Source organism: Mesorhizobium sp. M0778, assembly GCF_040320105.1.
Classification (GTDB): domain Bacteria; phylum Pseudomonadota; class Alphaproteobacteria; order Rhizobiales; family Rhizobiaceae; genus Mesorhizobium.
The window spans coordinates 159353-180627 of the sequence record NZ_JAMYPA010000011.1 but is presented as its reverse complement, the minus strand read 5'-3'; the positions used below and the strand labels follow the sequence as shown (position 1 = coordinate 180627).

The 21275-nt window shown below is 63.7% G+C and carries 20 protein-coding genes and 2 tRNA genes; 16 read left to right on the top strand and 6 right to left on the bottom strand.

The features are described from left to right. On the bottom strand, positions 1 to 318 hold a 318-nt coding region (locus NKI22_RS17870; protein WP_352958633.1), incomplete at its 3' end, for a transposase. Positions 319 to 495: 177 nt separating this feature from the next. Here NKI22_RS17870 and tyrS point away from each other — a divergent pair. Continuing rightward, a complete protein-coding gene (gene tyrS, locus NKI22_RS17865) occupies positions 496 to 1749 on the top strand; it encodes a tyrosine--tRNA ligase (RefSeq protein WP_352640089.1) in 1254 nt (417 codons plus the stop codon). 246 nt (positions 1750 to 1995) lie between these two features. Here tyrS and NKI22_RS17860 read toward each other — a convergent pair whose 3' ends face one another. Then, positions 1996 to 5373: a hypothetical protein gene (locus tag NKI22_RS17860; protein WP_352717514.1), complete on the bottom strand. Its 3378-nt coding sequence runs from the start codon at positions 5371 to 5373 to the stop codon at positions 1996 to 1998. A gap of 96 nt (positions 5374 to 5469) precedes the next feature. Between NKI22_RS17860 and NKI22_RS17855 the strand changes: the two genes are divergently transcribed. From NKI22_RS17855 to NKI22_RS17790, 14 genes are all read left to right on the top strand, one after another. Continuing rightward, a complete protein-coding gene (locus tag NKI22_RS17855) occupies positions 5470 to 5937 on the top strand; it encodes a peroxiredoxin (RefSeq protein WP_023717351.1) in 468 nt (155 codons plus the stop codon). 138 nt (positions 5938 to 6075) lie between these two features. Further along, positions 6076 to 7356: a M23 family metallopeptidase gene (locus tag NKI22_RS17850; RefSeq protein WP_352640087.1), complete on the top strand. Its 1281-nt coding sequence runs from the start codon at positions 6076 to 6078 to the stop codon at positions 7354 to 7356. Between the two features lie 224 nt (positions 7357 to 7580). Further along, on the top strand, positions 7581 to 9017 hold the full coding sequence (locus NKI22_RS17845; RefSeq protein ID WP_352640086.1) for an FAD-binding oxidoreductase: 1437 nt from the start codon (positions 7581 to 7583) through the stop codon (positions 9015 to 9017). After that, positions 9014 to 9754, top strand: a complete 741-nt coding sequence (locus tag NKI22_RS17840) for a FadR/GntR family transcriptional regulator (RefSeq protein ID WP_352481187.1) — start codon at positions 9014 to 9016, stop codon at positions 9752 to 9754. The genes NKI22_RS17845 and NKI22_RS17840 overlap by 4 nt, the downstream gene beginning before the upstream one ends. 2 nt (positions 9755 to 9756) lie before the next feature. Next, positions 9757 to 10194 (top strand): VOC family protein, encoded by a 438-nt coding sequence (locus tag NKI22_RS17835; protein WP_023717347.1) that lies wholly within the window; start codon positions 9757 to 9759, stop codon positions 10192 to 10194. A 90-nt stretch (positions 10195 to 10284) separates the two neighbouring features. Further along, entirely contained in the window at positions 10285 to 11313 is a 1029-nt protein-coding gene (locus tag NKI22_RS17830) for an ABC transporter substrate-binding protein (RefSeq protein WP_352640093.1), read from the top strand. Next, the gene (locus NKI22_RS17825; RefSeq protein WP_352640085.1) at positions 11313 to 12086 is read left to right on the top strand and encodes an ABC transporter ATP-binding protein; all 774 of its coding nucleotides are present in this window, start codon (positions 11313 to 11315) and stop codon (positions 12084 to 12086) included. The genes NKI22_RS17830 and NKI22_RS17825 overlap by 1 nt, the downstream gene beginning before the upstream one ends. Beyond that, complete coding sequence (locus NKI22_RS17820) at positions 12083 to 12838, top strand: ABC transporter permease (RefSeq protein WP_352481189.1); 756 nt, start codon at positions 12083 to 12085, stop codon at positions 12836 to 12838. The genes NKI22_RS17825 and NKI22_RS17820 overlap by 4 nt, the downstream gene beginning before the upstream one ends. 120 nt (positions 12839 to 12958) lie before the next feature. After that, a complete protein-coding gene (locus tag NKI22_RS17815; protein WP_352640084.1) occupies positions 12959 to 14125 on the top strand; it encodes an ROK family transcriptional regulator in 1167 nt (388 codons plus the stop codon). Then, entirely contained in the window at positions 14122 to 14886 is a 765-nt protein-coding gene (locus NKI22_RS17810; protein ID WP_352640083.1) for an ATP-binding cassette domain-containing protein, read from the top strand. Before NKI22_RS17815 ends, NKI22_RS17810 begins: the two co-directional genes overlap by 4 nt. Positions 14887 to 14925: 39 nt before the next feature. Further along, complete coding sequence (locus NKI22_RS17805; protein WP_352640082.1) at positions 14926 to 15966, top strand: sugar ABC transporter substrate-binding protein; 1041 nt, start codon at positions 14926 to 14928, stop codon at positions 15964 to 15966. 162 nt (positions 15967 to 16128) lie between these two features. Next, positions 16129 to 17124, top strand: coding sequence for an ABC transporter permease (locus NKI22_RS17800; RefSeq protein ID WP_352495337.1), 996 nt, complete (start codon positions 16129 to 16131; stop codon positions 17122 to 17124). Beyond that, positions 17121 to 17891: an SDR family oxidoreductase gene (locus NKI22_RS17795; RefSeq protein WP_352495336.1), complete on the top strand. Its 771-nt coding sequence runs from the start codon at positions 17121 to 17123 to the stop codon at positions 17889 to 17891. Before NKI22_RS17800 ends, NKI22_RS17795 begins: the two co-directional genes overlap by 4 nt. Beyond that, on the top strand, positions 17888 to 18544 hold the full coding sequence (locus NKI22_RS17790; protein ID WP_352852581.1) for a GNAT family N-acetyltransferase: 657 nt from the start codon (positions 17888 to 17890) through the stop codon (positions 18542 to 18544). Before NKI22_RS17795 ends, NKI22_RS17790 begins: the two co-directional genes overlap by 4 nt. 200 nt (positions 18545 to 18744) lie before the next feature. On the opposite strand, the gene NKI22_RS17785 is transcribed toward NKI22_RS17790, so the two are convergent. Continuing rightward, positions 18745 to 19071 (bottom strand): hypothetical protein, encoded by a 327-nt coding sequence (locus NKI22_RS17785; RefSeq protein WP_352515772.1) that lies wholly within the window; start codon positions 19069 to 19071, stop codon positions 18745 to 18747. A 198-nt stretch (positions 19072 to 19269) separates the two neighbouring features. After that, positions 19270 to 19345 (bottom strand) — tRNA-Val (locus NKI22_RS17780). Positions 19346 to 19562: 217 nt separating this feature from the next. On the opposite strand from NKI22_RS17780, the gene NKI22_RS17775 reads away from it, so the two are divergent. After that, positions 19563 to 19639, top strand: a tRNA-Asp gene (locus tag NKI22_RS17775). A gap of 235 nt (positions 19640 to 19874) precedes the next feature. On the opposite strand, the gene rbsK is transcribed toward NKI22_RS17775, so the two are convergent. Together rbsK and NKI22_RS17765 are read right to left on the bottom strand one after the other, a co-directional pair. Further along, the gene (gene rbsK, locus NKI22_RS17770; protein ID WP_352640081.1) at positions 19875 to 20816 is read right to left on the bottom strand and encodes a ribokinase; all 942 of its coding nucleotides are present in this window, start codon (positions 20814 to 20816) and stop codon (positions 19875 to 19877) included. 4 nt (positions 20817 to 20820) lie between these two features. After that, positions 20821 to 21273, bottom strand: coding sequence for an RbsD/FucU family protein (locus NKI22_RS17765; protein WP_352640080.1), 453 nt, complete (start codon positions 21271 to 21273; stop codon positions 20821 to 20823). Between the last annotated feature and the right edge of the window lie 2 nt (positions 21274 to 21275).

Sequence of the window (21275 nt, the reverse complement as noted above, 5' to 3'; positions counted from 1 at the left end):
AAGCACCGTGTGATCGGGAATGCTCTCCTCCAGCCCGAGCCCGGCAAAGCGCCGGAACGACAGCCGGTCGCCAAGCGCCTCTTCCAACTCACGGTCCGAAAGCTCGTAGAGCGATTGCAACAAAAGCGCCTTGAACAGGACCAGCGGTGGCCAAGCCGCCCGACCCGGACCGCCATCACGCAGCGGGTTGAGCAGTTTCTCAAACCGATACCACTTCACAAGACCCGACAATCGGTCGAGCGGCGAAGTGCCGCCCACAAGCTTGGTGCCTAGAAAAGCCTCCGCCAAGCTCAACTGGCCCGTCTGCTTCACTGCCATCGCGATTCCCTCAGACCGTCCACCTCAGAGAATCACAATCAGCGAATTACGCAACAGGCCCACAGGGGGAGAAGGAAGAGGGCGGATTCCACTTTTGCTGATCGCGCTTGAGTGCTAAACGCCCGCCTTCATGCATAGCCGAGCCACGTTCGGCCGGAAGCCTTTCAGGAAAGAAAAATGTCCGCCTTCAAATCCGATTTCCTGCGCACGATGAGCGAGCGCGGTTTCATCCACCAGACCTCGGACGATGCCGCCCTCGACCAGCTTTTCGCCACGGACACGGTGAGCGCCTATATCGGCTTCGACGCGACCGCCAGGAGCCTGCATGCCGGGTCGCTGATCCAGATCATGATGCTTTACTGGCTGCAGCAGACCGGCCACCGGCCGATCGCTTTGATGGGCGGCGGCACCTCAATGATCGGCGATCCGTCGTTCAAGGACGAGGCGCGCAAGCTTTTGACGCCGCAGGACATCGAGGACAATCTGGCCGGCATCCGCCGCAACTTCATGCCCTACCTCAAATTCGGCAGCGGCCCCAACGACGCCGTCATGATCAACAATGCCGACTGGCTGATGGATATCAACTACGTCAATTTCCTGCGCGATGTCGGCAGGCATTTTTCGGTCAACCGCATGCTGGCCTTCGATTCGGTCAAGCTCCGGCTGGACCGCGAGCAGTCGCTGTCGTTCCTCGAATTCAACTACATGATCTTGCAGGCCTACGACTTCGTGGAGCTCTACAAGCGCCTCGGCTGCCGGCTGCAGATGGGCGGCTCCGACCAGTGGGGTAACATCGTCAACGGCATCGATCTCGGCCACCGCATGGAAGGCGCGCAGCTTTATGCGCTGACGACGCCGCTGCTCACCACTTCGTCCGGCGCCAAGATGGGCAAGTCGGCCTCGGGCGCGGTCTGGCTCGATGCGGAGATGTTGAGCCCGTACGAGTTCTGGCAATATTGGCGCAATACCGAGGATGCCGATGTCGGCCGTTTCCTGAAGCTCTACACGACCTTGCCGCTCGCCGAGGTCGCGCGCCTCGAACGGCTCGGCGGCTCGGAGATCAACGAGGCCAAGAAGATCCTCGCCACCGAAATCACCGCCATGCTGCATGGCCGCGAGGCGGCGGAGGAGGCCAGCGAAACGGCGCGCAAGACATTTGAGGAAGGCGCGCTCGCCGAAACACTGCCGACCGTCGAGGTGGGCAGGGCCGAGCTCGAAGCCGGCGTCGGAATATTGTCGTTGTTCGTCACCGCCGGGCTGGCTGGGTCAAACGGCGAGGCGCGGCGGCATATCCAGGGCGGCGCCGTGCGCCTCAACGACCAGCTCGTTGCCGACGATCGCAGGATGGTGACGCTGCAGGATATGGGCCTGGAAAATGTCGCAAAGCTGTCGCTCGGCAAGAAGAAGCACGTTCTGGTGCGGCCGGTTTGACGCGCAACCGTTGGTGCCGGGGGGACAGCGCCCCCCTCTGTCCTGCCGGACATCTCCCCCACAAGGGGGGAGATCGGCTTTCGCGCCGGCTTTCGCCAATCTACAACGTTGCAGGAAGAGCGCAGCGTGGAAGCTGCCAATCTCCCCACTTGTGGGGGAGATGTCCGGCAGGACAAGGGGGGCGCGAAGGATCACTACAGAGCGTCGGTGTCCACCCGCCTACCCTGCCCGCCTACCCTGGCCGCCTCAACGATACTCGAAGATCGACCGGAATATCCCGGGCGCGATCACGGATAGCGGATTTACCTCCAGGTTGGGCTTGTTGGCGTTGCCCTTGAGCCTGTAGGTGACGCCGATCAGGCCGCGGTCGCGACCGTTGCCGAGCAGCGCGCCGATCAGCGGCAGTTCGCCGAAGATGCGGTTTACGCCGTAGGCCGGCATGAACGTGCCGGTGATGTCCATATTGTTGTTCTGGTCGTAGAGCGTGCCCTGGAAGGTGGTGCCGATGCGCGAGCCGCGCAGCACGCCGTTGCGCAGCTTCAGATAGCCGCTGCCCTTCTCGATTTCGCTGAAACCGCGCTCGAACTTCACCCTCGACGTGTCGAGATTGCCTTTGACCGCCTCGTTGAGGCTACGGCTGTCGCCAGCCGGCGTCGTCGACACGATCGAGGCGAGCTTCGGCTCGTTGACGATAAAGAAGTTCTTGGCGTCGACCTGGCCTTTCATCGGCCCGTCGCCGGCCCCGGTGAGTGCCAGCGTGATCGAGCCGCCTTCCATGTGCTCGTAGATGTTGAGGAAGCGCAGTATGGCACCGGCATCGGCCGACTTCATGTTGAGCGCGCGCAGGCCGCCGCCGGTCGTATTGCTGATGGTGATAGCGGCTCCCGAATCTGCCGTGGCGCTCACCTTGAGCCCGTTCACCCTGGAGCCGGCGGCGCTGTAGTCGAGCTTCAGATTCGATAGCACCTCGTCATGGAAGCCGGTCAGGGAACTGACGTCGGCGCTGACCGAGATCGTATCGACGCCGGTGGTCTTGGTGGCGGTGTCGACGTCGGACGTGAATTGCTTGATCAGCGAGCGTGCGTCCAGCGCGCTGCCGCTAACCTCGACCGCATAGGCCTTGCCCGACCGCTTCACCGAGACGGCGACGTCGTCGCCCCTGTTCAACGTGACCTTGCTGAACCGGGCCGAGGACAAGGCGCCGTTGACCAGCACCGCGCTGCCGTCGATGGAGAAGGTCTTGCCGTCGAGTTCGAAATTGGACAGCGTCGTGGTGTCGCCGGTCTTCGCCATGGCGAAGGTGACCTTGGCGGGGATGCCGGGGCCCTTGCTCCAGCCGGCCCAGGGAATGTCCAGCCTGGCATTGGTCAGGTCGGCCGACACGTTCTGGTTGCCGGTGCCGCTCTTGTCGATCGCCACCTTGATGGTTCCGGAAAGCAGCGTCGACAGGCCAGGCATGGCGGTGGCGCGGGTCTTGTCGTCGAGCACCAGCGCTACTTTACGACTGCGCGGCGGGCCGCCATCCCTGAGCGGCTCGATCAGGTCGAGCTCGGCCGGAATGCCGTTGAGCAGCGCCTTGGCCGAGATCACCGCCCGGTCGGGTGCGACGGTGATCGAGCCGTCGGCATGGCTGACCGTCTGGCCCTCGAACGGCTTGGCCAGCGACAGGTCCTTGTAGTCGAGCGCCACCAGCCAATCGAGTTTGGAGGAGTCGACGCCGGACTGCAGCGGAATATCGGCCTTGACGTGGCCGGTCACCGTGCCGGACAGGTCGTCCGGCAGCAGGCCGACATGGCGCATGGCGTTGATCGGGTCATAAGATGCCAGTTCGGCGATCGCCGGCGCCTCGCCGGCGACATCGATGTCGAGCGCGCCGATCACCGGCGGATGGTTCGCCGCCTTGACGGTGAGCGTGCCGTTGCTTGCCGCCACGGTACGGCCGCTCGGCATATAGACGCTGCCCGAGGACAGCGCGACGTCGACGTCGTTGCCGTGGAAGCCGACGACGCCGACGGCATCGCGGATCGGCGGAATACGGCCGGCCGTGTCGAAGCGCGATCCTTCAACCTGGAATCGGCCGAAGACTTCATCGGCGGAAAGCGGCACGCCGTTGCCGAGCCGTCCGGGTACGACCTGGAATTGCAGGCTGCCATCGACGACGCGGCCGCCGAACAGGTTCTTAAGCACCCACAGCCTGGCATTGCGCGCCGAAAACCACGGCCATAATTGCTTGACGTGCGAGACCGGCATGTCGTGGACATTGAGCGCCACCGAAATGCCCGGCGCCTGGTTGGCGACGAATGAAACCGAAGCCGTGCCCAGCACTTCGCTGCCCGGTCCGGACCGGACGCCGATCTGCTCGGCGACCAGCTTTTGGCTCGTCGGCTGGTAGATGCCGGCAATACGGGCAATGAAGCTGAGCGCCGGTTCCGGCGAATCCGACGGCGCCAAGGTCGAACCGTCGCTGGTCAGGTCGTAGCGATAGGATGGCTCCTCGCCCGCTGTGCCGGTCGCCGGCTTCGGCCCGATCGAACCGGCAAAATCGAAGGTCGAGCGGCCGGTCTTCACCAGCAATCCGTCGACCTGGATCTTGTTCGAACCGGCGACGAGCGTTGCATCGAGATCGACGTCGGCCGGAAGCAGGCCGCGCGAACCGAGATCGAGCACCGATCCGGTCAGCGACAGGGCAGCGGTCAGCCGCGAGCCGTTGTCGCCGGCCGCTTCCGACCCCGCCAGCTTCAAGGCGATTGCGCCCAATTTGCCACCTGCAGCCGCAGTGTCGGCGTCGGCCGCCTGGATGCTGGCGTCCAGCGTGGTGATGCGTCGCGTCGCCGGATCGCGGGTGGCGGAAGCGGCGATGGTGAGCGCCCTGCCGTCGACATCCGCGTCGGATGAAAACTCCATGCTTCCCGGTCCCGACTGCGATACGGAGGCGTCGGCGATGGTGACCGACTTGACCGATCCGGTCTCGGGCAGTGCCAGCTCGACATTGCGCAGATCGATCTGGCGCACCGAATCCTCGCGCACCGCATCGAGCGCGCGGTTGACGTTGGCGAAGACGGCGGCGGAAAGTTTTTCCGGATCGATGAGGCCATCCTGGTTGCGCAGCCCGGCCGTCCAGTCGCCGCCGGACGGCATCGCCGCCATGACGATGTGCGCGTCGGAAATCCGGGCGCTGGTCAGCCGCACCTCGCCCGAAAGCAGCGGGATGAGCCGGATGCCGAAGCGGACCCGGCCGGCATCGGCCATCGGTTTGCCGTCGGCGGTCTTGAGGCTGACGTCGCTGACCTGCAGCGCAATGAAGCTCGACCCGTCAAGCGTCAGCCGGGCCGGCCCGACGGCAACGTCGACATCGAAGCCGGCCAATTTCTCGATTGCCGTCTCGGCTTCCGCGCGAAGCCGCTCCGAGCCGAAACCGGACACGCCGATCGCATAGACACCGGCCGCAGCCAGCAGCACAAGGGCGACGAGGCCGGCAAACAGCCGCGCCATCAAACGAACGCCGCGACCGATCGACGCCTGGCCGAGCGGCGGGACGCGGCACGCGGACGGAAAGGTCCCCAGGTCGGTGATCTCGTCACGCCTGAACCTGATCTTCTCGTGCTGCGGTAGCTCCTGATCCACGCAATCTTCCGTTGAAACGAATTCGATCGTGGACGAATCCCCGCTCGACATTATATCGATGCAGCCTGGCGCGTAACCTCAAACAAGGGCATCGGTATGGCTGACCTCGACGTGGGCGATGTTGCGCCGCAATTCGATCTTCCGCGCGACGGCGGCGGTTCACTCAGCCTCGCCGCACTGCTGGGAAAACCCATCGTACTCTATTTCTACCCACAGGACGACACCACAAGCTGCACCAGCGAGGCGATCGGCTTTTCGCAGTTGAAGCCGGAATTCGAAAAGGCCGGCGCTGTCGTCATCGGGCTGTCGCCGGACAGCGTCAAGAAGCACGACAAGTTCAAGGCGAAATACGATCTGAGCATCGACCTGGTCGCCGACGAAGAGCGCAAGGTGATCGAGGCCTACCATTTGTGGGTCGAAAAGAAGCTCTACGGCCGCATTTATATGGGCGTCGAGCGGGCGACGTTCCTGGTCGGCCGGGACGGACGCATCGCCAGGATCTGGCGTAACGTCCGCGTCAAAGGCCACGCCGAAGCGGTGCTGGAGGCGGTTCGCGCCCTTTGAGAGCTGCGGCACGCCGCTACAATTCGATGCCCGTTTTGCGCGAATACCTTTGCCCGTCGTTCGGTCCGGCAAAACTTTGTTAACCCTAATAATGTGTAATCAGGCTCGTCGTTGGTGTCGTAACGAAAGCTTGGTCCCGTGAACGTAGCCAGTCAGTCAGCGGTCTTCGGCAGACGCAGAGAGCCCCACACCGTCATCATCGCCCGGGGCGACCAGATAAGGCATTTCACCATACGTCCGTGGCTGGCCGCATTTTGCGGCTCGGCGCTGGCGGCGATCGTCATTGGCTACCTGCTGGCGACCTCTTATCTGGTGCTGCGCGACGACCTGATCGGCGCCACGACGGCGCGGCAGGCGCGCATGCAGCAGGCCTATGAAGACCGCATCTCGGCATTGCGCGGCCAGGTCGACCGCATCACCAGCCGCCAGCTTCTCGATCAGCAGTTGATGGAAACCAAGGTCAGCGAATTGCTGGAACGGCAGAGCCAGCTCAGCCTGCGTCACGGCCGCCTCGCCCCGATCCTCGAACGAGCAGAAAATGAGGTCGCAACGCCGCCCGTGCCGACGGCAAAGCCGGACGAACATGCCGACGCGACCGGCAGCATCCAGCCGATGGCCTATTCCGTCGCCAGCCTTGCTGCGCCCCTTGCCAGCAACGACACGAGGCCGTTCTCGCTGTGGTCGACCCGCGCCAATCCGCTGCCGAGTGAAAGCGCGGCCGACCGGGCAGACAAGCTCTTCGTTTCGATCAACAACTCGCTGAAGACCATCGAGAGCCAGCAGCTCACCCGCATCGCGGCACTTGCCGACAATGCCTACAAGAGCGCCGACGCGATCTCGCAGGCGCTCGAGGCCGCCGGCCTGCCGGTCGACAGCGAATTCGAAAAGAGCGATGTCGGCGGCCCGCTGATACCGCTCGACAGTTCGTTGGTCTTTGACAGCAAGGTCAAGGAGTTGGACGAGGCGCTTGACGCGCTGGATCATCTGAAAAAGGAGGCGCGCCGGCTGCCGCTCGCCAACCCCGCCCCCGGCCATAGCGTCACCAGCCCGTTCGGCGTGCGCACCGACCCCATCCTCGGCACGGCCGCCTTGCATTCCGGCATGGATTTCAGGGCGCCGGTCGGCATGCCGGCCAAGGTCACGGCAGCCGGCGTCGTCGTCAAGGCCGGCTGGAACGGCGGCTACGGCCGCATGGTCGAGGTCGACCACGGCAACGGTTTTGTGACGCGTTACGGACATCTCAGCAAAATCGACGTCGCCGTCGGCCAGAAGCTCGATGCCGGGGACATCATCGGCAAGACCGGCAACAGCGGCCGCTCGACCGGCCCGCATCTGCACTACGAGGTTCGCCACAATGGCGAGGCGATCGACCCGCTGCGGTTTTTGACCGTCGGCAAGAAGGTCGAGCGGTATCTCTAGGAGCCGGGCTGCTCCTCAGACGACCCAGCAATTGAGCGGCATCGGGCCGGCGCAGCCAGGCCAAGGCGGCCTCACCTAAGTATCCTCGGGCGATCGCCCTTCGCTCTATTCTCCCCAGCAAACATTCGGCTCCAGCCCTTGAGGGCCTCTGCCCCACAGCGTTGACTCCGACGCAGTTGTAGGATGATATGTATAAGCCTATGCCTCAGTCCAGCAGGCTTGTAATGACCGTTCATGGTATCCCGCCTGAAATTCTGAATGCTCTGGAGGGCGCTGTCGGACAAAGCGGCGTGACCGCCGACGCTGCCGGCATGGCGAAATACCTTTTGGACTGGTCCGGGGATCATCGCGGCGGAGCCCTTGCGGTGCTGAAGCCTGCTTCCGTCAGCGAAGTCCAGGCTGTGGCGCGGCTCTGCGGCACGCTCGGGCTCGGAATCATCCCACAGGGCGGGAACACGGGGCTGGTGGCGGGTGCAATCGACATCGACTCCCGTGGCGCGGTGGTCGTCAGTCTGGAGCGGTTGAACGGCATCCGTCTCGTCGACGCCGACAATTTCGTCCTGCAGGCCGATGCCGGCTGCATCCTGCAGCACATCAAGGATGCGGCAGAAGCAGAGGATTGCCTGTTTCCGCTGGCGCTCGGCGCGCAGGGAAGCTGCCAGATCGGCGGCAATGCGGCCAGCAATGCCGGCGGCACCAACGTGCTGCGCTATGGCATGGCGCGCGATATCATCCTCGGCCTCGAAGTCGTCCTGCCCGATGGCGAGTTGTGGAGCGGCTTTTCCGGCCTGCGCAAGGACAATCGAGGCTACGACCTGAAGCAGCTCTTCATCGGCAGCGAAGGAACGCTCGGCATCATCACCGGCGTCGAGCTCAAGCTGTTTCCGAAACCGGCCCGGGTCGAGACCGCTTATCTCGGTCTCGTTTCGTTCGAAGCGGCCATCACCCTGTTCCGGCAGGCTCGCCGGGCCTCATCCGATCTGATTTCGGCCTTCGAGATCATTGGATCGGAGTGCATCGCGCTCGCGCGCTTGATCGATGCCAACATCGTTTCGCCGGTCGAAGCTCCCGTCCACGTGCTGATCGAACTCTCCGCAAGTGCTACGGTCGATCTGCGCTCCATGCTGGTCGATTTCCTGGCCGGAGCCATTGAGAGCGGTCTGGTTGCCGAGGCCGTCCTTGCTGAAAGCGTCGCACAGGCTAGGGCCTTCTGGGCGATCCGCGAAGGGCTGGTCGAGGGCCAGGCAAGACGCGGCTACCATGTGCGCACCGACCTTGCGGTCAGGATATCGGACATCCCTGCCCTCATCGATCAGGCCCGCCAATTGGTGGCGCTGGAACATCCTGGTTGGCTGCCGCAGGCCTATGGTCATGCCGGCGACGGCAACATCCATTTCAACGTGCTGCCACCGCTTGGGCTCGCCGAGGGTGAAGCTCGTGCCCAGGGCGCGGAGATCACCGCCGGACTCTACCAGATCGTCGGCGCGCTTGGCGGCTCGATCAGCGCCGAGCACGGTATCGGCCGCACCCGTCATCGCACTTTCTGGGCCGGCCTGGCGCCTGCCCATCGCCGGCTCATCACGGCCCTCAAAACAACGATCGACCCTCAGGGGTCAATGAATCCCGGCTGCCTGCTGCCACCAATGGAGACCTTTCCATGAAGCAAAGACTGGCCGCTATCGGCACGGTGGAGGCGCTGCCGCATCGCGTCGCCGCATTCCTCAGCCGCGAGATCGAATCCGGCGACCTCAATCCGGGCACGCGGCTGCCGACCGAGCAGCAGCTCTCGGAAAAATTCGGCGTCAGTCGCAATGTGGTGCGCGAGGCGATCGCTCAACTCAGGGCCGATGGCATGATCGAAGCCCGGCAAGGCGTCGGCGCCTTCGTGCTGGCGCCGGAGCAGCGCGCCTCGATCCGGATCGATGGCGAGGCGCTGAAAGCGACCGGGAATATGGAGCGGCTGTTCGAGCTGCGTTGCATACTGGAAGCCGAGTCAGCTGCGCTCGCCGCCGAACGGCGCGGGCAGGAGCACCTCGACGCAATCAAGGCGGCGCTAGACCGGATGAGCGGCGAGGAGCGCTGGGAAGAAGGCAGCATCGACGCCGACCTTTTGTTCCATCGCGAGATCGCACGGGCGACCGGCAACAATTACATCCACACCTTTATCTCCTTCGTTTGCGAGCAGATCCGCCGCTCGATCCACTACGCGCGCCTCACCAATCCGCTGCACGACCTGGTCGAAGTCAATGTCGGGGAGCATGTGCGCATCTACGAGGCGCTGGTCGCGGGCGATCCCACGGCCGCCGAGGCGGCGATGCGCGCCCACATCGTCGGCGCCGCCGACCGCGTCGGCGTCAAACTGCCAGCATCGCGCGCCGCGCACAGCACAGGGAGGTAGCCATGCCGGTCGGAGGCGCATATGCGATTTCGGACGTCTGCCTGCTCGTCGAAAATATCGAGCGGACGGTTGAATTCTATGTCGAAAAACTCGGCTTCCGCCTGCGGCGTCGCGCCGAGGGCTTTGCCGACTTTCATGGCGAGGGCGTCACGCTGGCGGCGTGGGAGATCGATCACATCAACCGGCACACCGGCGTCTCGAAGTTGAGGTCGCCGCGCCAGGCGCACAAGGTCTGCGTGGCGGTCAGGCTAGACGCGCCCGGCGAGATCGACCGGCTCCATGGCGAACTGGCAGCCAAGGGCGTGCCCTTCTACGGCCCGCCGGAGGATTATGTCTGGAACGCGCGCTGCGCATATTTCACCGATCCCGACGACACGCTTTGGGAACTATACGCCTGGCTCGACGGCGGCCCCGGCGACTATCACGACGAACAGCCGTAGACGACGCCGCGCCACGGGAACGGCGCGCAATGAAGAGACGAGAACGTCTTGCAACAGGAGCAAAAAATGAGTGGGAACAGAGACTACGACATGAACCGCCGCAGCTTCGTGAAAGCCGGCTTCGCCGCTGTCGCGGCAGCTTCGGCCGGAATGCAGCTCGTGCTGACGCCGGGCGCCAAGGCTGCCGGAAAGGTCGTCATCCAGTATGATTGGCTGATGTCCAACGGACAGATTGGCGACATCGCCGCGGTCGCCAACGGCTATTTCAAGGAGGTGGGCCTCGAGGTGGAATTCAGCCCGGGCGGTCCCAATGCGGCGACGGTGCCGCCGGTGATTTCGGGCGCCGCACAACTCGGCCAGTTTTCCGAAACGCCGCAGCTCTACGCGGCGCGTGCCAGCGGCGTGCCGGTGAAGATCATCGCCTGTGGCTTCCGCACCGGTCCCTATGCCTTCACCTCGAAGCCTGCCAAGCCGATCCGCGGCGTGGCCGACCTCAAGGGCAAAAAGATCGGCATCCAGCCGACGGCGCGCTTCGTCATCGATGAGATCCTGGCCAAGAACGGCATTGATCCGTCCGAGGTCACCGTCGTCAATGTCGGCTTCGACAAGGCGCCGCTGGTGCGCGGCGACGTCGACGCGATTGGCGGATGGATCACCAACACCCAGGCGCTGAGCGTCGTCGGCGACGACAGGATCGATCTTCTGGTGCGCGACCTCGGGCTGAACTCCTATGCCGACGTCTATTTCGCTACCGACACAGCGATCGAACAGGATGCGGAAATGCTGGCGAAATTCATCGGCGCCGTCGCCAAGGGCTGGGGCTGGGTGCACGCCAATCCGCAGGAAGCCGTCAAGAAGATGGTCGAAGCCTATCCGGAAATGGACCTTGGCTGGGAGCAGAAGACGATCAATCTGGTGCTGAAACTCTCCTTTGACGGTGCAACCGTCAAGGACGGATGGGGAACCTTCGATCCCGCCTCGATCGAGGAGCAGCTGGCGCTGCTGGACAAGGTCGGCCAATACCCGAACGGCCGGCCCGCGGCAGCCGATGTCTACACCACCAAGATACTCGAATTGTCGGCCGCCGACCGACCCAAGCTCGACGCGCCCGCCGCTTGATGGCGAAGGCGATCGAGGCCCGCAGGCTGGATGTCGGCTATAGCGGCCGGCAGCCGGTGGTGAAAGTGCTCTCCGGTCTCGACCTGTCGGTCGAGGCCGGCTCCTTCCTGTCGATCCTTGGACCTTCGGGATGCGGCAAGTCGACGTTCCTCAGGGTGGTGGCCGACTTGCTCGATCCGCTCGGCGGCTCGATCACCGTGCTTGGCGACACACCGCATGCTGTCCGTTCGCGGCGCGATGTCGGTTTCGTCTTCCAGGACTCGACCCTGCTGCCCTGGCGCACCGTGCGCGACAACGTCCACCTGCCGCTCGATGTCGGACAAGGCCGGCTTACCCGGACAATAGACGATCGAACCGACGAGCTGCTTGATCTGATGGGGCTTGCCGGGTTCGGTGAGCGTCTGCCGCACCAATTGTCCGGCGGCCAGCGCCAGCGCGTGGCGATCGCCCGGTCACTGCTCGGGCAACCCAGGCTGCTTTTGATGGACGAGCCCTTCGGTGCGCTGGACGAGATCACCCGCGACCGCCTCAACGACGAGCTTTTGTCGTTGTGGCGGCGCACCGGCGCGACCATCCTTTTCGTTACTCATTCGATCGCCGAAGCCGCCTATCTCGGAGAACGGGTCATCGTTCTCGCCGCCAATCCGGGCCGCCTGGCGAGAGACCTCGACATGCGGCCGTTCAAGCAGGCAGGCAACCGCTGTTCGCGCGAGGATCCGGCGATCGTTGCCGCGATGGCCGAACTGCGCGGCGCGCTGGAACAGGCCTCATGAGGCAGGCGCCCTTGCCATCGGCGCTGGCCGTCGCCCTGCCCGTTTTTGGCGCGGCCTCGATCCTGCTCGCCTGGCAGTTCCTGCTGCCATGGCTCGGCGTGCCGGCCTATATCGTACCGACGCCGACGGCCATATCAGGCGTGTTCCGGAAGAGTCTTGCTTTGCTGCTCAGCAATCTCTGGCCGACGCTGATCGAGGCGCTGGCGGGATTTGTCATCGGCAATCTTGCCGGTGTGCTGCTGGCGGTGCTGTTCGTGCACAGCCGCATCCTGCAGGCGGCCTATTTTCCGGTCGTGCTGTTCTTCAACACCATTCCCATCCTGGCGCTGTCGCCGATTATCATCCTGATCTTCGGGCTCGGCATGACGCCGAAGATCGTGATCGCGGCGGTGATCTGCTTCTTCCCGACGCTGGTCAACATGATCCGCGGGCTGGACTCGGCCAGCGACAACGAGCACGAACTGTTCCGGGTGCTATCGGCTACGCGCTGGGAGATCTTCTGGAGCCTGCGCCTGCCAAGAGCATTGCCGATGCTGTTCTCCTCGCTGAGAATTGCTTCGGCCACGGCCGTGATCGGCGCTATTGTCGGCGAGTGGATCGGGTCGGATAAGGGCCTCGGCGCGCTCATCATCCAGGCGACCTTTAACTATCAGTCGGACCGGCTCTATGCGGCAATCGTGCTGTCGTCGTCCTTGTCGATCGCGATGTTCTCAATCGTGGTTCTGCTGGAGCGCCGTGCCATCCGCTATTGACCATTCCGTCGAGCGGCCATCCGCCAGGTTCGCTGTGCGCGGGCTGTAAATTTATTTTTGAATTCCATTTGACTGAATAAATCTTCGGTGCCAGTCTGGCCTCTCTCGAGGGCGCAAGGCATGGCACTGCGGGGAACCAATCAGGAGTTCGGGCGGCCGTACAACCGGCGCATCGTGCTCGAATCCATTCGCCTTCACGGGCCGATCGCCCGCGGCGACATTGCCAGGCGGGTCGGGCTCACCGTGCAGACGGTGTCGACCATCGTTCGCGAGCTGGAAGAGCACAGTTACGTGTTGTCGCTGCGCGAAGAGCCCAAGGGGCGCGGACTGCCCCCGGCAACGCTGCGGATCAATCCGGAAGGCGGCTATGCCGTCGGCATTCACGTCACCCCGCTCGGCATCAATGCCGCGCTGATCAACCTCAGCGGCGATGTCATCGAGAGCAGCTACCGCGAGGCCCCAAATGCAACGCCCGACCACGCCTTCGAGCTGATCGGCGCCATGGTGCTCGAATTGACAGCACTGCGGCCCGGTGGCCGCGTCCTCGGCATCGGCATGGCGTTGCCCGGGCCGTTTGGCGTGGAGTCCATGAGCTTTGTCGGTCCGACCACCATGACCGGCTGGAAGGATGTGGCGCTGCGCGAGCGGCTGGCCGCCTCGACCGGGCTGCCGGCCTTTTTCGAAACCGACATGGCGGCGGCTGCCATCGGCGAGCGCCTCTATGGCCTCGGCACGGCCTATTCCGAATATTACTATCTCTATTTCGGTGTCGGCCTCGGCGGCGTCATGGTGCATGACGGAGCCGCATTGCGCGGCGCCTGGGGCAATGCCGGCGAAATCGGCCACATTCCCGCTGTGCCGGGCGGCGAGCCCTGCCCGTGCGGCAATCGCGGCTGCCTCGAACGGTATCTCTCGCTCGAGGCGCTGCGGCGCCGCAACATTGCCGACGCCGACTGGGTGAGCGAGATCGCGCCGATCTTCCGCAACGCCATCACCATCATCGAAAACCTGTTCGACCCCGAAACCATCATCCTTGGCGGGCTGGCCTCCACCGACCTGCTCGAAAGGCTGGCCGGCGCAGCTGCGCACCTGCCCAACTCGGTCTCGGCGCGAAGCGACCGCACGACGCCCCGCGTCAGCGTCGCGCGCGGCGGCCAGCATGCGGTGTTGCGCGGCGCCGCAGCGCTTGCCGTCTCAGGGGTGCTTTCGCCACGCTTCGGCCAGATCTTCACCGCCGAACGCGAACGCGGGCGGGATCTCTTGCATAACAAGGGGATCGCGGCATGAGCGAACCGCTGCTGGTGCTCGATAACGTTGCCAAGAATTACGGTGCCATCGAAGCACTGAAAGGCATCAGCTTTTCGATCGGCAAGGGCGAAGTGGTGGCGCTGCTCGGCGACAACGGCGCCGGCAAATCGACGCTGGTCAAGATCATTGCCGGCGGGCTCGAGCCGAGTTCCGGCCGCATGCTGTTCGAAGGCAAGGAATTCCTCGCCAAATCCCCTGCCGAGGCCAAGGCCGCGGGGATCGAGACCGTCTACCAGGACCTGTCGCTTTGCACCAATGTCGACGTGGTCGCCAATTTCTTCATGGGCCGCGAGATCACCAGGAAGGTTCTCGGCATTCCGGTGCTCGACGAGCGCGCCATGGAGCAGGTGGTGCAAAAGGCGCTGGCCAGCGCCGGCACCCGCATTCCCTCGCTTCGCACCAATGTCGAGCACCTCTCCGGCGGTCAGCGGCAGGCCATCGAGCTCAACCGGTTCGTGCATTTTGGCGGCAAGTTGGTGCTTCTCGACGAGCCGTTCGCAGCGCTCGGCGTCGAGCAGACGCGGCGCGGCCTCGACATGATCCGCCAGGTGGCGAGCCAGGGTATCGGCGTCGTCATCATCACTCATATCATGCAACAGGCCTTCCAGGTTGCCGACCGGATCGTGGTGATCCGGCAAGGCGTCGTGGCTGGCGATGTCGCACGCAGCAAAACAAGTCCCGACGCGGTGATCAACATGATCACCGGAGAGACGCTTGCCGGTGCCGGACCGGCGAGCTGAGGGACAAATGAGGGGTCCGGCGCAAGAGGAGCGAACGACATGAAGAAAATACTTCTTTCCGTCTTCGGTATCCTGGCACTGGCCTTTGCCACGCTCACGCCGGCATTCGCTCAGTCCAAGGGCACCGTCTACTACATGGTGCCGACACTGCTCGATGAGTTCCAGACCGGCTCGGTGAGCGCGCTGGAATTGTTCCTGAAGCAGGTCGGCTACGAGATGAAGACGCTGAACGCCGACAACAAGACCGACGCTCAGCAATCGCAGATGAACGACGTCATCGCGCTGAAGCCGTCGGCGATCATCCTTGCCGCCGTCGATTTCAATGCGCTGAAACCGTCGATCGAGGCCGCCCGTGCCGCCGGCATCCCGGTCGTCGAGTTCGACCGCCAGATCACCTCGACGCCTTCCGACTTCACCTCGGTGGCCGGAACCGTCGAGATCGGCTACGTCGCCGCCGATCAGGCGCAAAAACTCCTGACCGCGAAGAACGGCTCGGTGAAAGGCAAGATCCTGCAGGTGCTCGGCGATCCGGGCGACCCCTACACGCTCGACATCCAGAAGGGTTTCGAGGAGAAGATGAAGGCGTTCCCGGACGTCATGATCATCTCGCTGCCGGCCATGCAATGGGCGGCGGATGCAGCCGGGACCATCGTCAACGACCAGCTGCTCGCCAACCCCGACATCGACCTGATCTTCAGCCACGCCGCGCATCTTTCGGTCGCTGCCGTCGCCTCGCTCGAGGCCGCCGGCAAGAAACCGGGCGACGTCATGCTGATGAGTTCGAACGGCGCTCCGGTCGGCCTCGACCTGATCCGCAAGGGCTGGCTCAATGTCGAAGTCGAGCAGCCGCTCTACGCCCAGGCCGCGGCGGTCGCCATGTTCATGGACAAGGTGGTCAACAAGCAGGAGATCAAGCCCGGCGAATATGATGTGCTTGGCCTGAAATCGACCCTGACCAAGGAAGCGTGGGGGCCGAACATCAAGATCCCCGGCGCTGCGATCACCAAGGAAAATGTCGATAACCCAGCCTTCTGGGGCAACATGAAGCCGCCGGCCGAAACCATAAAGCCGGTCGAATAGCGAACTCGCCAGAAGCTCCGGGCCACGCAGGCCCGGAGCCCAGCCCTGCAGCCCGGTGCGTTCAAACGGACGCGCACGGGAATGCTGCAGCAATTTTCAACCGCGCCTGATCTTTCCGACGACCGAGTGGTTCTTCGGGTCATGCGCCAACCGGATCCGCAGATGAACCCTCGCACGCGCCAAACCCTCGAGTTCATCCTCGACAATCTTGTCTGGTTCATGCTGGTCTTCGTGCTGGTGGTCTTTTCCATCCTCATCCCGAACTATTTTCAGCTCGGCATCTTCGCCAACATCATCGAGGCCTCGAGCGTGCTCGGCGTCATGTCGATCGGCTTGGCGCTGGTCATCATCGCCGGCCATATGGACCTGTCGGTCGAATCGGTGGCGGCGCTCAGCGCCATGGCGGTCGGCATCCTGTTCTGCTCGTCGGGCATCGGCCTTGGCATCCAGTTGCAGCCGCAATGGCTGATGGTTCCGGTTTCGCTGCTCATCGCGCTTGCCGTCGGCGCCCTCATCGGCGCTTTCAACGGCTATCTGGTGGTCAGGGTGAAGATGAGCGCCTTCATCATCACGCTGGCCTCCTACATCTGGGTACGCGGCCTGGTGCTGGTCATCTCCGGTGGCCGCTCGGCACAAGACCTTGCGCCGGCAATCCGCTGGTTCGGCATCCAGCGCCTGGGCGGCCTGCCGTTGACGGCCTGGATCGCCATTGCGTGCTTCGTGGTGTTCTCGCTGATCATGGCCAAGACGCCCTTTGGCAGGCACCTGGTCATGATCGGCGGCAACGAGACGGCGACGTTCCGCGCCGGCATCCGCGTCAATCGCAACCTGGTCATAGCCTTTGTTCTCGCCGGTGCCATCGCCGGCCTTGCCGGCTGGCTGCTGGCAATCCGTACCTCCGGCGCCACCGCCAATCTGGGCGTCGGCCTGTTGTTCAACGCCTTCGCCGCGGTCGTCATCGGTGGCGTCAGCCTGAAGGGCGGCGTCGGCACCTTGCCCGGTGTCTATGCCGGCGTGCTGCTGCTCTCCGCCATCAATACGGCGATTAATTTGATGGGCCTGCCGGCCAACTTCACCCAGGTGATCCACGGCCTGCTCGTCCTCGCCGCCGTGCTGCTCGACGCCTTCAAGCAAACCATCCGCCAGAGGCTCGCATGACAGGCCGTCTGGAAGGTAAGGTCGCGCTGATCGTCGGAAGTGCGCGCGGCATCGGCAAGGGCATCGCACAACGCTTTGCCGAAGAGGGCGCGACGCTTGTCCTGGCCGATACCGAGGTTGAGGCCGGGCAAGCGACTGCGGACGAGCTCGGCGCCGCCTTCATACACACCGACATTTCACAGATGGCCGATGCGCAAGCCGCCGTGGCGCTGGCGCTAGCGCATCACGGCCGGCTCGACATCATGGTCCAGAATGCCGGCATCTATCCCTGGCAATTGCTGGAAAACACCAGTCCCGACGATTGGGACCGGGTCATGGCGGTGAATTTGCGCGGCAGCTTTGTCGCCGCACGCGCGGCGCTGGTGCCGATGAAGGCACAGCGTTTTGGCCGCATGCTGTTCACCTCCTCGATCACGGGCCCGCATGTCACCAGTCCCGGCCACGGCCATTATTCGGCGACCAAGGCCGGCATCAACGGGCTGATCCGTTCGGCTGCGCTCGAATTCTCCGGCTACGGCATCACCGTCAACGGCGTCGAGCCCGGCAACATCCTCACCGAAGGCATAGAGCAGCATCGCGGTGCGGCCTTCATCAAGAACATGGAAGACGCCATCCCGCTCGGCCGCCTCGGCAGCCCGCGCGACGTGGCCAATGCCTTCCTGTTCCTGGCCTCCGACGACGCCAGCTACATCACCGGCACGACCATTATCGTCGACGGCGGGCAGCTTTTGCCCGAGGGCAAGGATTTCCGGCTGCTGCCGCCATGATCGTCGATTTCGGCGGCGGTTTCTTCCTGCGCCGGGCGACCACCGCCGATCATGCAGCGCTTGCGATGATCTGTCTCAAGACCGGCGATGCCGGCAAGGACGCCAGCGGCCGCGAGGACGACCCGGACCTGCTCGGCCTCCTCTACACCATTCCCTACCAGGTGCTCGAACCCGAGCTGGCCTTCATTATCGATAGTCCCGCAGGTGCGGCCGGCTACCTGCTTGGCGCGGCCGATACGGGCGCTTTCAATGCCAGCCTGGCATCAGACTGGTATCCCGACCTTCAGCGGCGCGTGGCAGACCCCGGACCCGACAGCTCGCGCTGGCGCGGCAGCGACTGGGCGCGGCATCGGGTCCATCATCCCGATTTCGCTGTTCCGCCTGCGCTGACCGCCTATCCGTCGCATGGCCATATCGACCTGTTGCCGCAGGCGCGCGGGAAAGGCATCGGCCGGCGCGCGATGGCCTTCCTCAAGCAGGGGCTTGCCGCGAGCGGCTCGACCGGCATCCACCTCGAAGTCATGCCGGAGAACGATGGCGCGCTAAGGTTCTACAAGGCGATTGGATTTGAGGTGGTGCAGGACGCTGATTCATCAAAGCGTTGTGTTTATGTGGCGAAACGGATTGCTCACGCTCCGGCGATTGCAGGCTGATCTGCGACAAGCCAATCGCCCAAGTTGCAAAGAACCGGGAGGCCTATGGAAGTACAATGCTGCCGTTCTGCAGCAGCCAGTTGCCCGCGTGAACACCTTTGCCGCGGGAACGAAACCTTCGTCGCGTGCTCCACCGCAGACACGAAAGTCACCAGCATCAACACGGTGCGGGGCTAATCCGAGTGTTGGCGGAGCGTCTACTAGTTCAGTATGGGCGGCAAGGGAACATCCACGACCGTTCCCCCGGCCACAATCGAGAGCACATAAAGCAGATAAATGGCTAATACCAACAGGGCGAGGAATGAACCGCTGGCAAAGACTCCTGCAACCGCGGCGTCGGGATAAGCTTCGACTTGTTCTTTCTTGAAGGTGTCTTCTTCGTTACGGGTTGTCTTCACAACCCGTTCGCCTGGAAGCCGGTTTTTTTCAGCTTCCTTCGATATCTTATCCGCGAGATCTCCTGCGATCACGGGATCGTCCGGAAGATGACTCGCAAGCCATCCAGGAATATTTTCGCTCCCGCCCATGCCCATACGCAATTGAGATACTGCAAGTTGTAGCTTTCGGCAATCGTTTCCCTCATGAGAGGCAAGCAGATCAGACTTAAGTCCCTGCGGAAAGACAGTTTGAATCAGACCAAAGTCCGAGTAGCACAGTGGTCGGACGCGTCTCACCTGGGCGATCAGCTTGAGCGGTGTAGCCCAAACTGAACACATCGAGGAAAATGGTGGGCGATGACGGGCTCGAACCGCCGACATCTTCGGTGTAAACGAAGCGCTCTACCAACTGAGCTAATCGCCCGCCCCGGGCCGGACCTTTAAGCAGTTAGGGCCGGCTTCGCAAGGCCAAATGAGCGGCGAGTGGCTTGGCCGGGAGCCGGTTTCGGCAACAAAGTTCGGCTTGTCAAAAAACCTTCTCCTGTTTGCTGTTATGCTGTCCGGGTCCGCTTGACACCCGGTGGGTTACCCCTTATCCACCGCCCCAACGACGAACACGGCTGACACGTGCTCGTCCATGCGCGGGTGTAGCTCAGTTGGTTAGAGTGCCGGCCTGTCACGCCGGAGGTCGCGGGTTCGAGCCCCGTCACTCGCGCCATTTCTCCTTTGGGGTCACGTCCCCTTGATGTCGGAGAAATGTCGACGTTGATTTGTCAAAAATCATCTTCTTCGTGACCCAGTCTAGGTCCATTCCTTTCGAATTCTGGCATTGATCCTCATCCATCGACCTGCCCGCCTGTTTGTGGTCGAGCCAGAAGACAATAGCTTCTCGGACAAGAGTCGGGTCTAACCCATTCGCTCCCGCTTACAGTCTCATCCCGCAGTGCCGGGCTTCACCCCTCGGCGAGCAGCGCCTCGACTTCCTGCAGCGTCGGCATGGACGGCGCGGTGCCCGGGCGCGTCACCGAGATGCCGGCGACGGCGCAGGCGAAGCGCACCGCTTCCAGAGGTTCGATCCCCCTCGACAGCGCGGCAGCCAGGCCGCCGTTGAAGGCGTCGCCAGCGCCTGTGGTCTCGACCACCGGGCCGGCGGCGACCGCTGCGACATGCTCGGAACGATCGGCAGTGTGCAGCAGCGCACCCTTTTCGCCGAGCGTCACGATGACCGTGCCAACGCCCTTCTCGAGCAGGCTGTCGGCGGCACGGCGGGCATCGTCGATCGAGGACACCTTGATGCCGGTCAGTTCCTCGGCCTCGGTTTCGTTCGGCGTGACATAGTCGCAAAGCGTATAGATGCGGTCTGGAAGCTTTGCCGCCGGCGCCGGGTTGAGGATGGTGGTCACCCCTGCCCCACGCGCGATCTCCAGCGCCCGCATCGCCGCCTCGATCGGCTGTTCGAGCTGGCTGACGAAGACCCCGGCCGCGCGGATCAGTTCGGCATTTGCCTCGATATCGGCGGGCGAAATCAGCATGGCCGCACCGGGACTGACGATAATGGCGTTGTTGCCGCTCGTCTCCTCGATGAAGATATAGGCGGCACCGGTGTAGCTTTCCGGTGTGTCGATGACAGCGCTCTTCACGCCGGCCGCGTTCCAGGTCTGTCTCGCCATCTCGGCAAAGGGATCGACGCCGAGGCGGGTCAGAAAGGTGACGTCGGCGCCGAGCCGGCCGGCCGCCACCGCCTGGTTGGAGCCCTTGCCGCCGGGGCCGAGCGTGAAGGACGTGCCCAGGATCGTCTCGCCGATGCGCGGCTGGCGGGCGGCGCGGTAGGCCGTGTCGGCGACGAAGACGCCCAATATGACAACAGGCTTCATAACGATCGGTCTGCCCGGCATGTCGCTACTCCGCATCCGGCGGCACGACGCCCTTGCGGAATGCGAAGCAGCCATAGAAGCGGCGCTCGCCGGTCTGGATGACGCAATAGGCCTTCTTGGCGCGTTCGTAGAAGGCATAGCGCTCGACCGAGATCATCGGCCAGGCCTTGCCCTCGGCGGCATCGATCTCTTTTTGCACTTCCTGCTGCACGGCGGGAATCTCGTCCGGCTTGCCGACGATCTCCATGCGCGCGGCGGCATCGTCGACGAAGGTGTCCAGCGGATAAAGCGACAGCACCGCCTTGACGACCTCCGCTGCCGATGCGTCGATGCGCAGCAGCTTGCCAAGCACGGTCTGGCGCGCCACCGAATCGGACGGGAAATTGGTGTCGGCGATAATCAGATCGTCGCCGTGTCCCATCGCCCGCAGCGCCTGCAGCACATCGGCATTGAGCAGGGGATTGAGTCCTTTGAGCATGG

Coding starts and splice junctions, on each gene's coding strand:
- tyrS (WP_352640089.1), top strand. CDS start 496: ATGTCCGCCTTCAAATCCGATTTCCTGCGCACGATGAGCGAGCGCGGT.
- NKI22_RS17855 (WP_023717351.1), top strand. CDS start 5,470: ATGGCTGACCTCGACGTGGGCGATGTTGCGCCGCAATTCGATCTTCCG.
- NKI22_RS17845 (WP_352640086.1), top strand. CDS start 7,581: ATGACCGTTCATGGTATCCCGCCTGAAATTCTGAATGCTCTGGAGGGC.
- NKI22_RS17840 (WP_352481187.1), top strand. CDS start 9,014: ATGAAGCAAAGACTGGCCGCTATCGGCACGGTGGAGGCGCTGCCGCAT.
- NKI22_RS17835 (WP_023717347.1), top strand. CDS start 9,757: ATGCCGGTCGGAGGCGCATATGCGATTTCGGACGTCTGCCTGCTCGTC.
- NKI22_RS17830 (WP_352640093.1), top strand. CDS start 10,285: ATGAACCGCCGCAGCTTCGTGAAAGCCGGCTTCGCCGCTGTCGCGGCA.
- NKI22_RS17825 (WP_352640085.1), top strand. CDS start 11,313: ATGGCGAAGGCGATCGAGGCCCGCAGGCTGGATGTCGGCTATAGCGGC.
- NKI22_RS17820 (WP_352481189.1), top strand. CDS start 12,083: ATGAGGCAGGCGCCCTTGCCATCGGCGCTGGCCGTCGCCCTGCCCGTT.
- NKI22_RS17815 (WP_352640084.1), top strand. CDS start 12,959: ATGGCACTGCGGGGAACCAATCAGGAGTTCGGGCGGCCGTACAACCGG.
- NKI22_RS17810 (WP_352640083.1), top strand. CDS start 14,122: ATGAGCGAACCGCTGCTGGTGCTCGATAACGTTGCCAAGAATTACGGT.
- NKI22_RS17805 (WP_352640082.1), top strand. CDS start 14,926: ATGAAGAAAATACTTCTTTCCGTCTTCGGTATCCTGGCACTGGCCTTT.
- NKI22_RS17800 (WP_352495337.1), top strand. CDS start 16,129: ATGAACCCTCGCACGCGCCAAACCCTCGAGTTCATCCTCGACAATCTT.
- NKI22_RS17795 (WP_352495336.1), top strand. CDS start 17,121: ATGACAGGCCGTCTGGAAGGTAAGGTCGCGCTGATCGTCGGAAGTGCG.
- NKI22_RS17790 (WP_352852581.1), top strand. CDS start 17,888: ATGATCGTCGATTTCGGCGGCGGTTTCTTCCTGCGCCGGGCGACCACC.
- NKI22_RS17785 (WP_352515772.1), bottom strand. CDS start 19,071: ATGGGCGGGAGCGAAAATATTCCTGGATGGCTTGCGAGTCATCTTCCG.
- rbsK (WP_352640081.1), bottom strand. CDS start 20,816: ATGCCGGGCAGACCGATCGTTATGAAGCCTGTTGTCATATTGGGCGTC.
- NKI22_RS17765 (WP_352640080.1), bottom strand. CDS start 21,273: ATGCTCAAAGGACTCAATCCCCTGCTCAATGCCGATGTGCTGCAGGCG.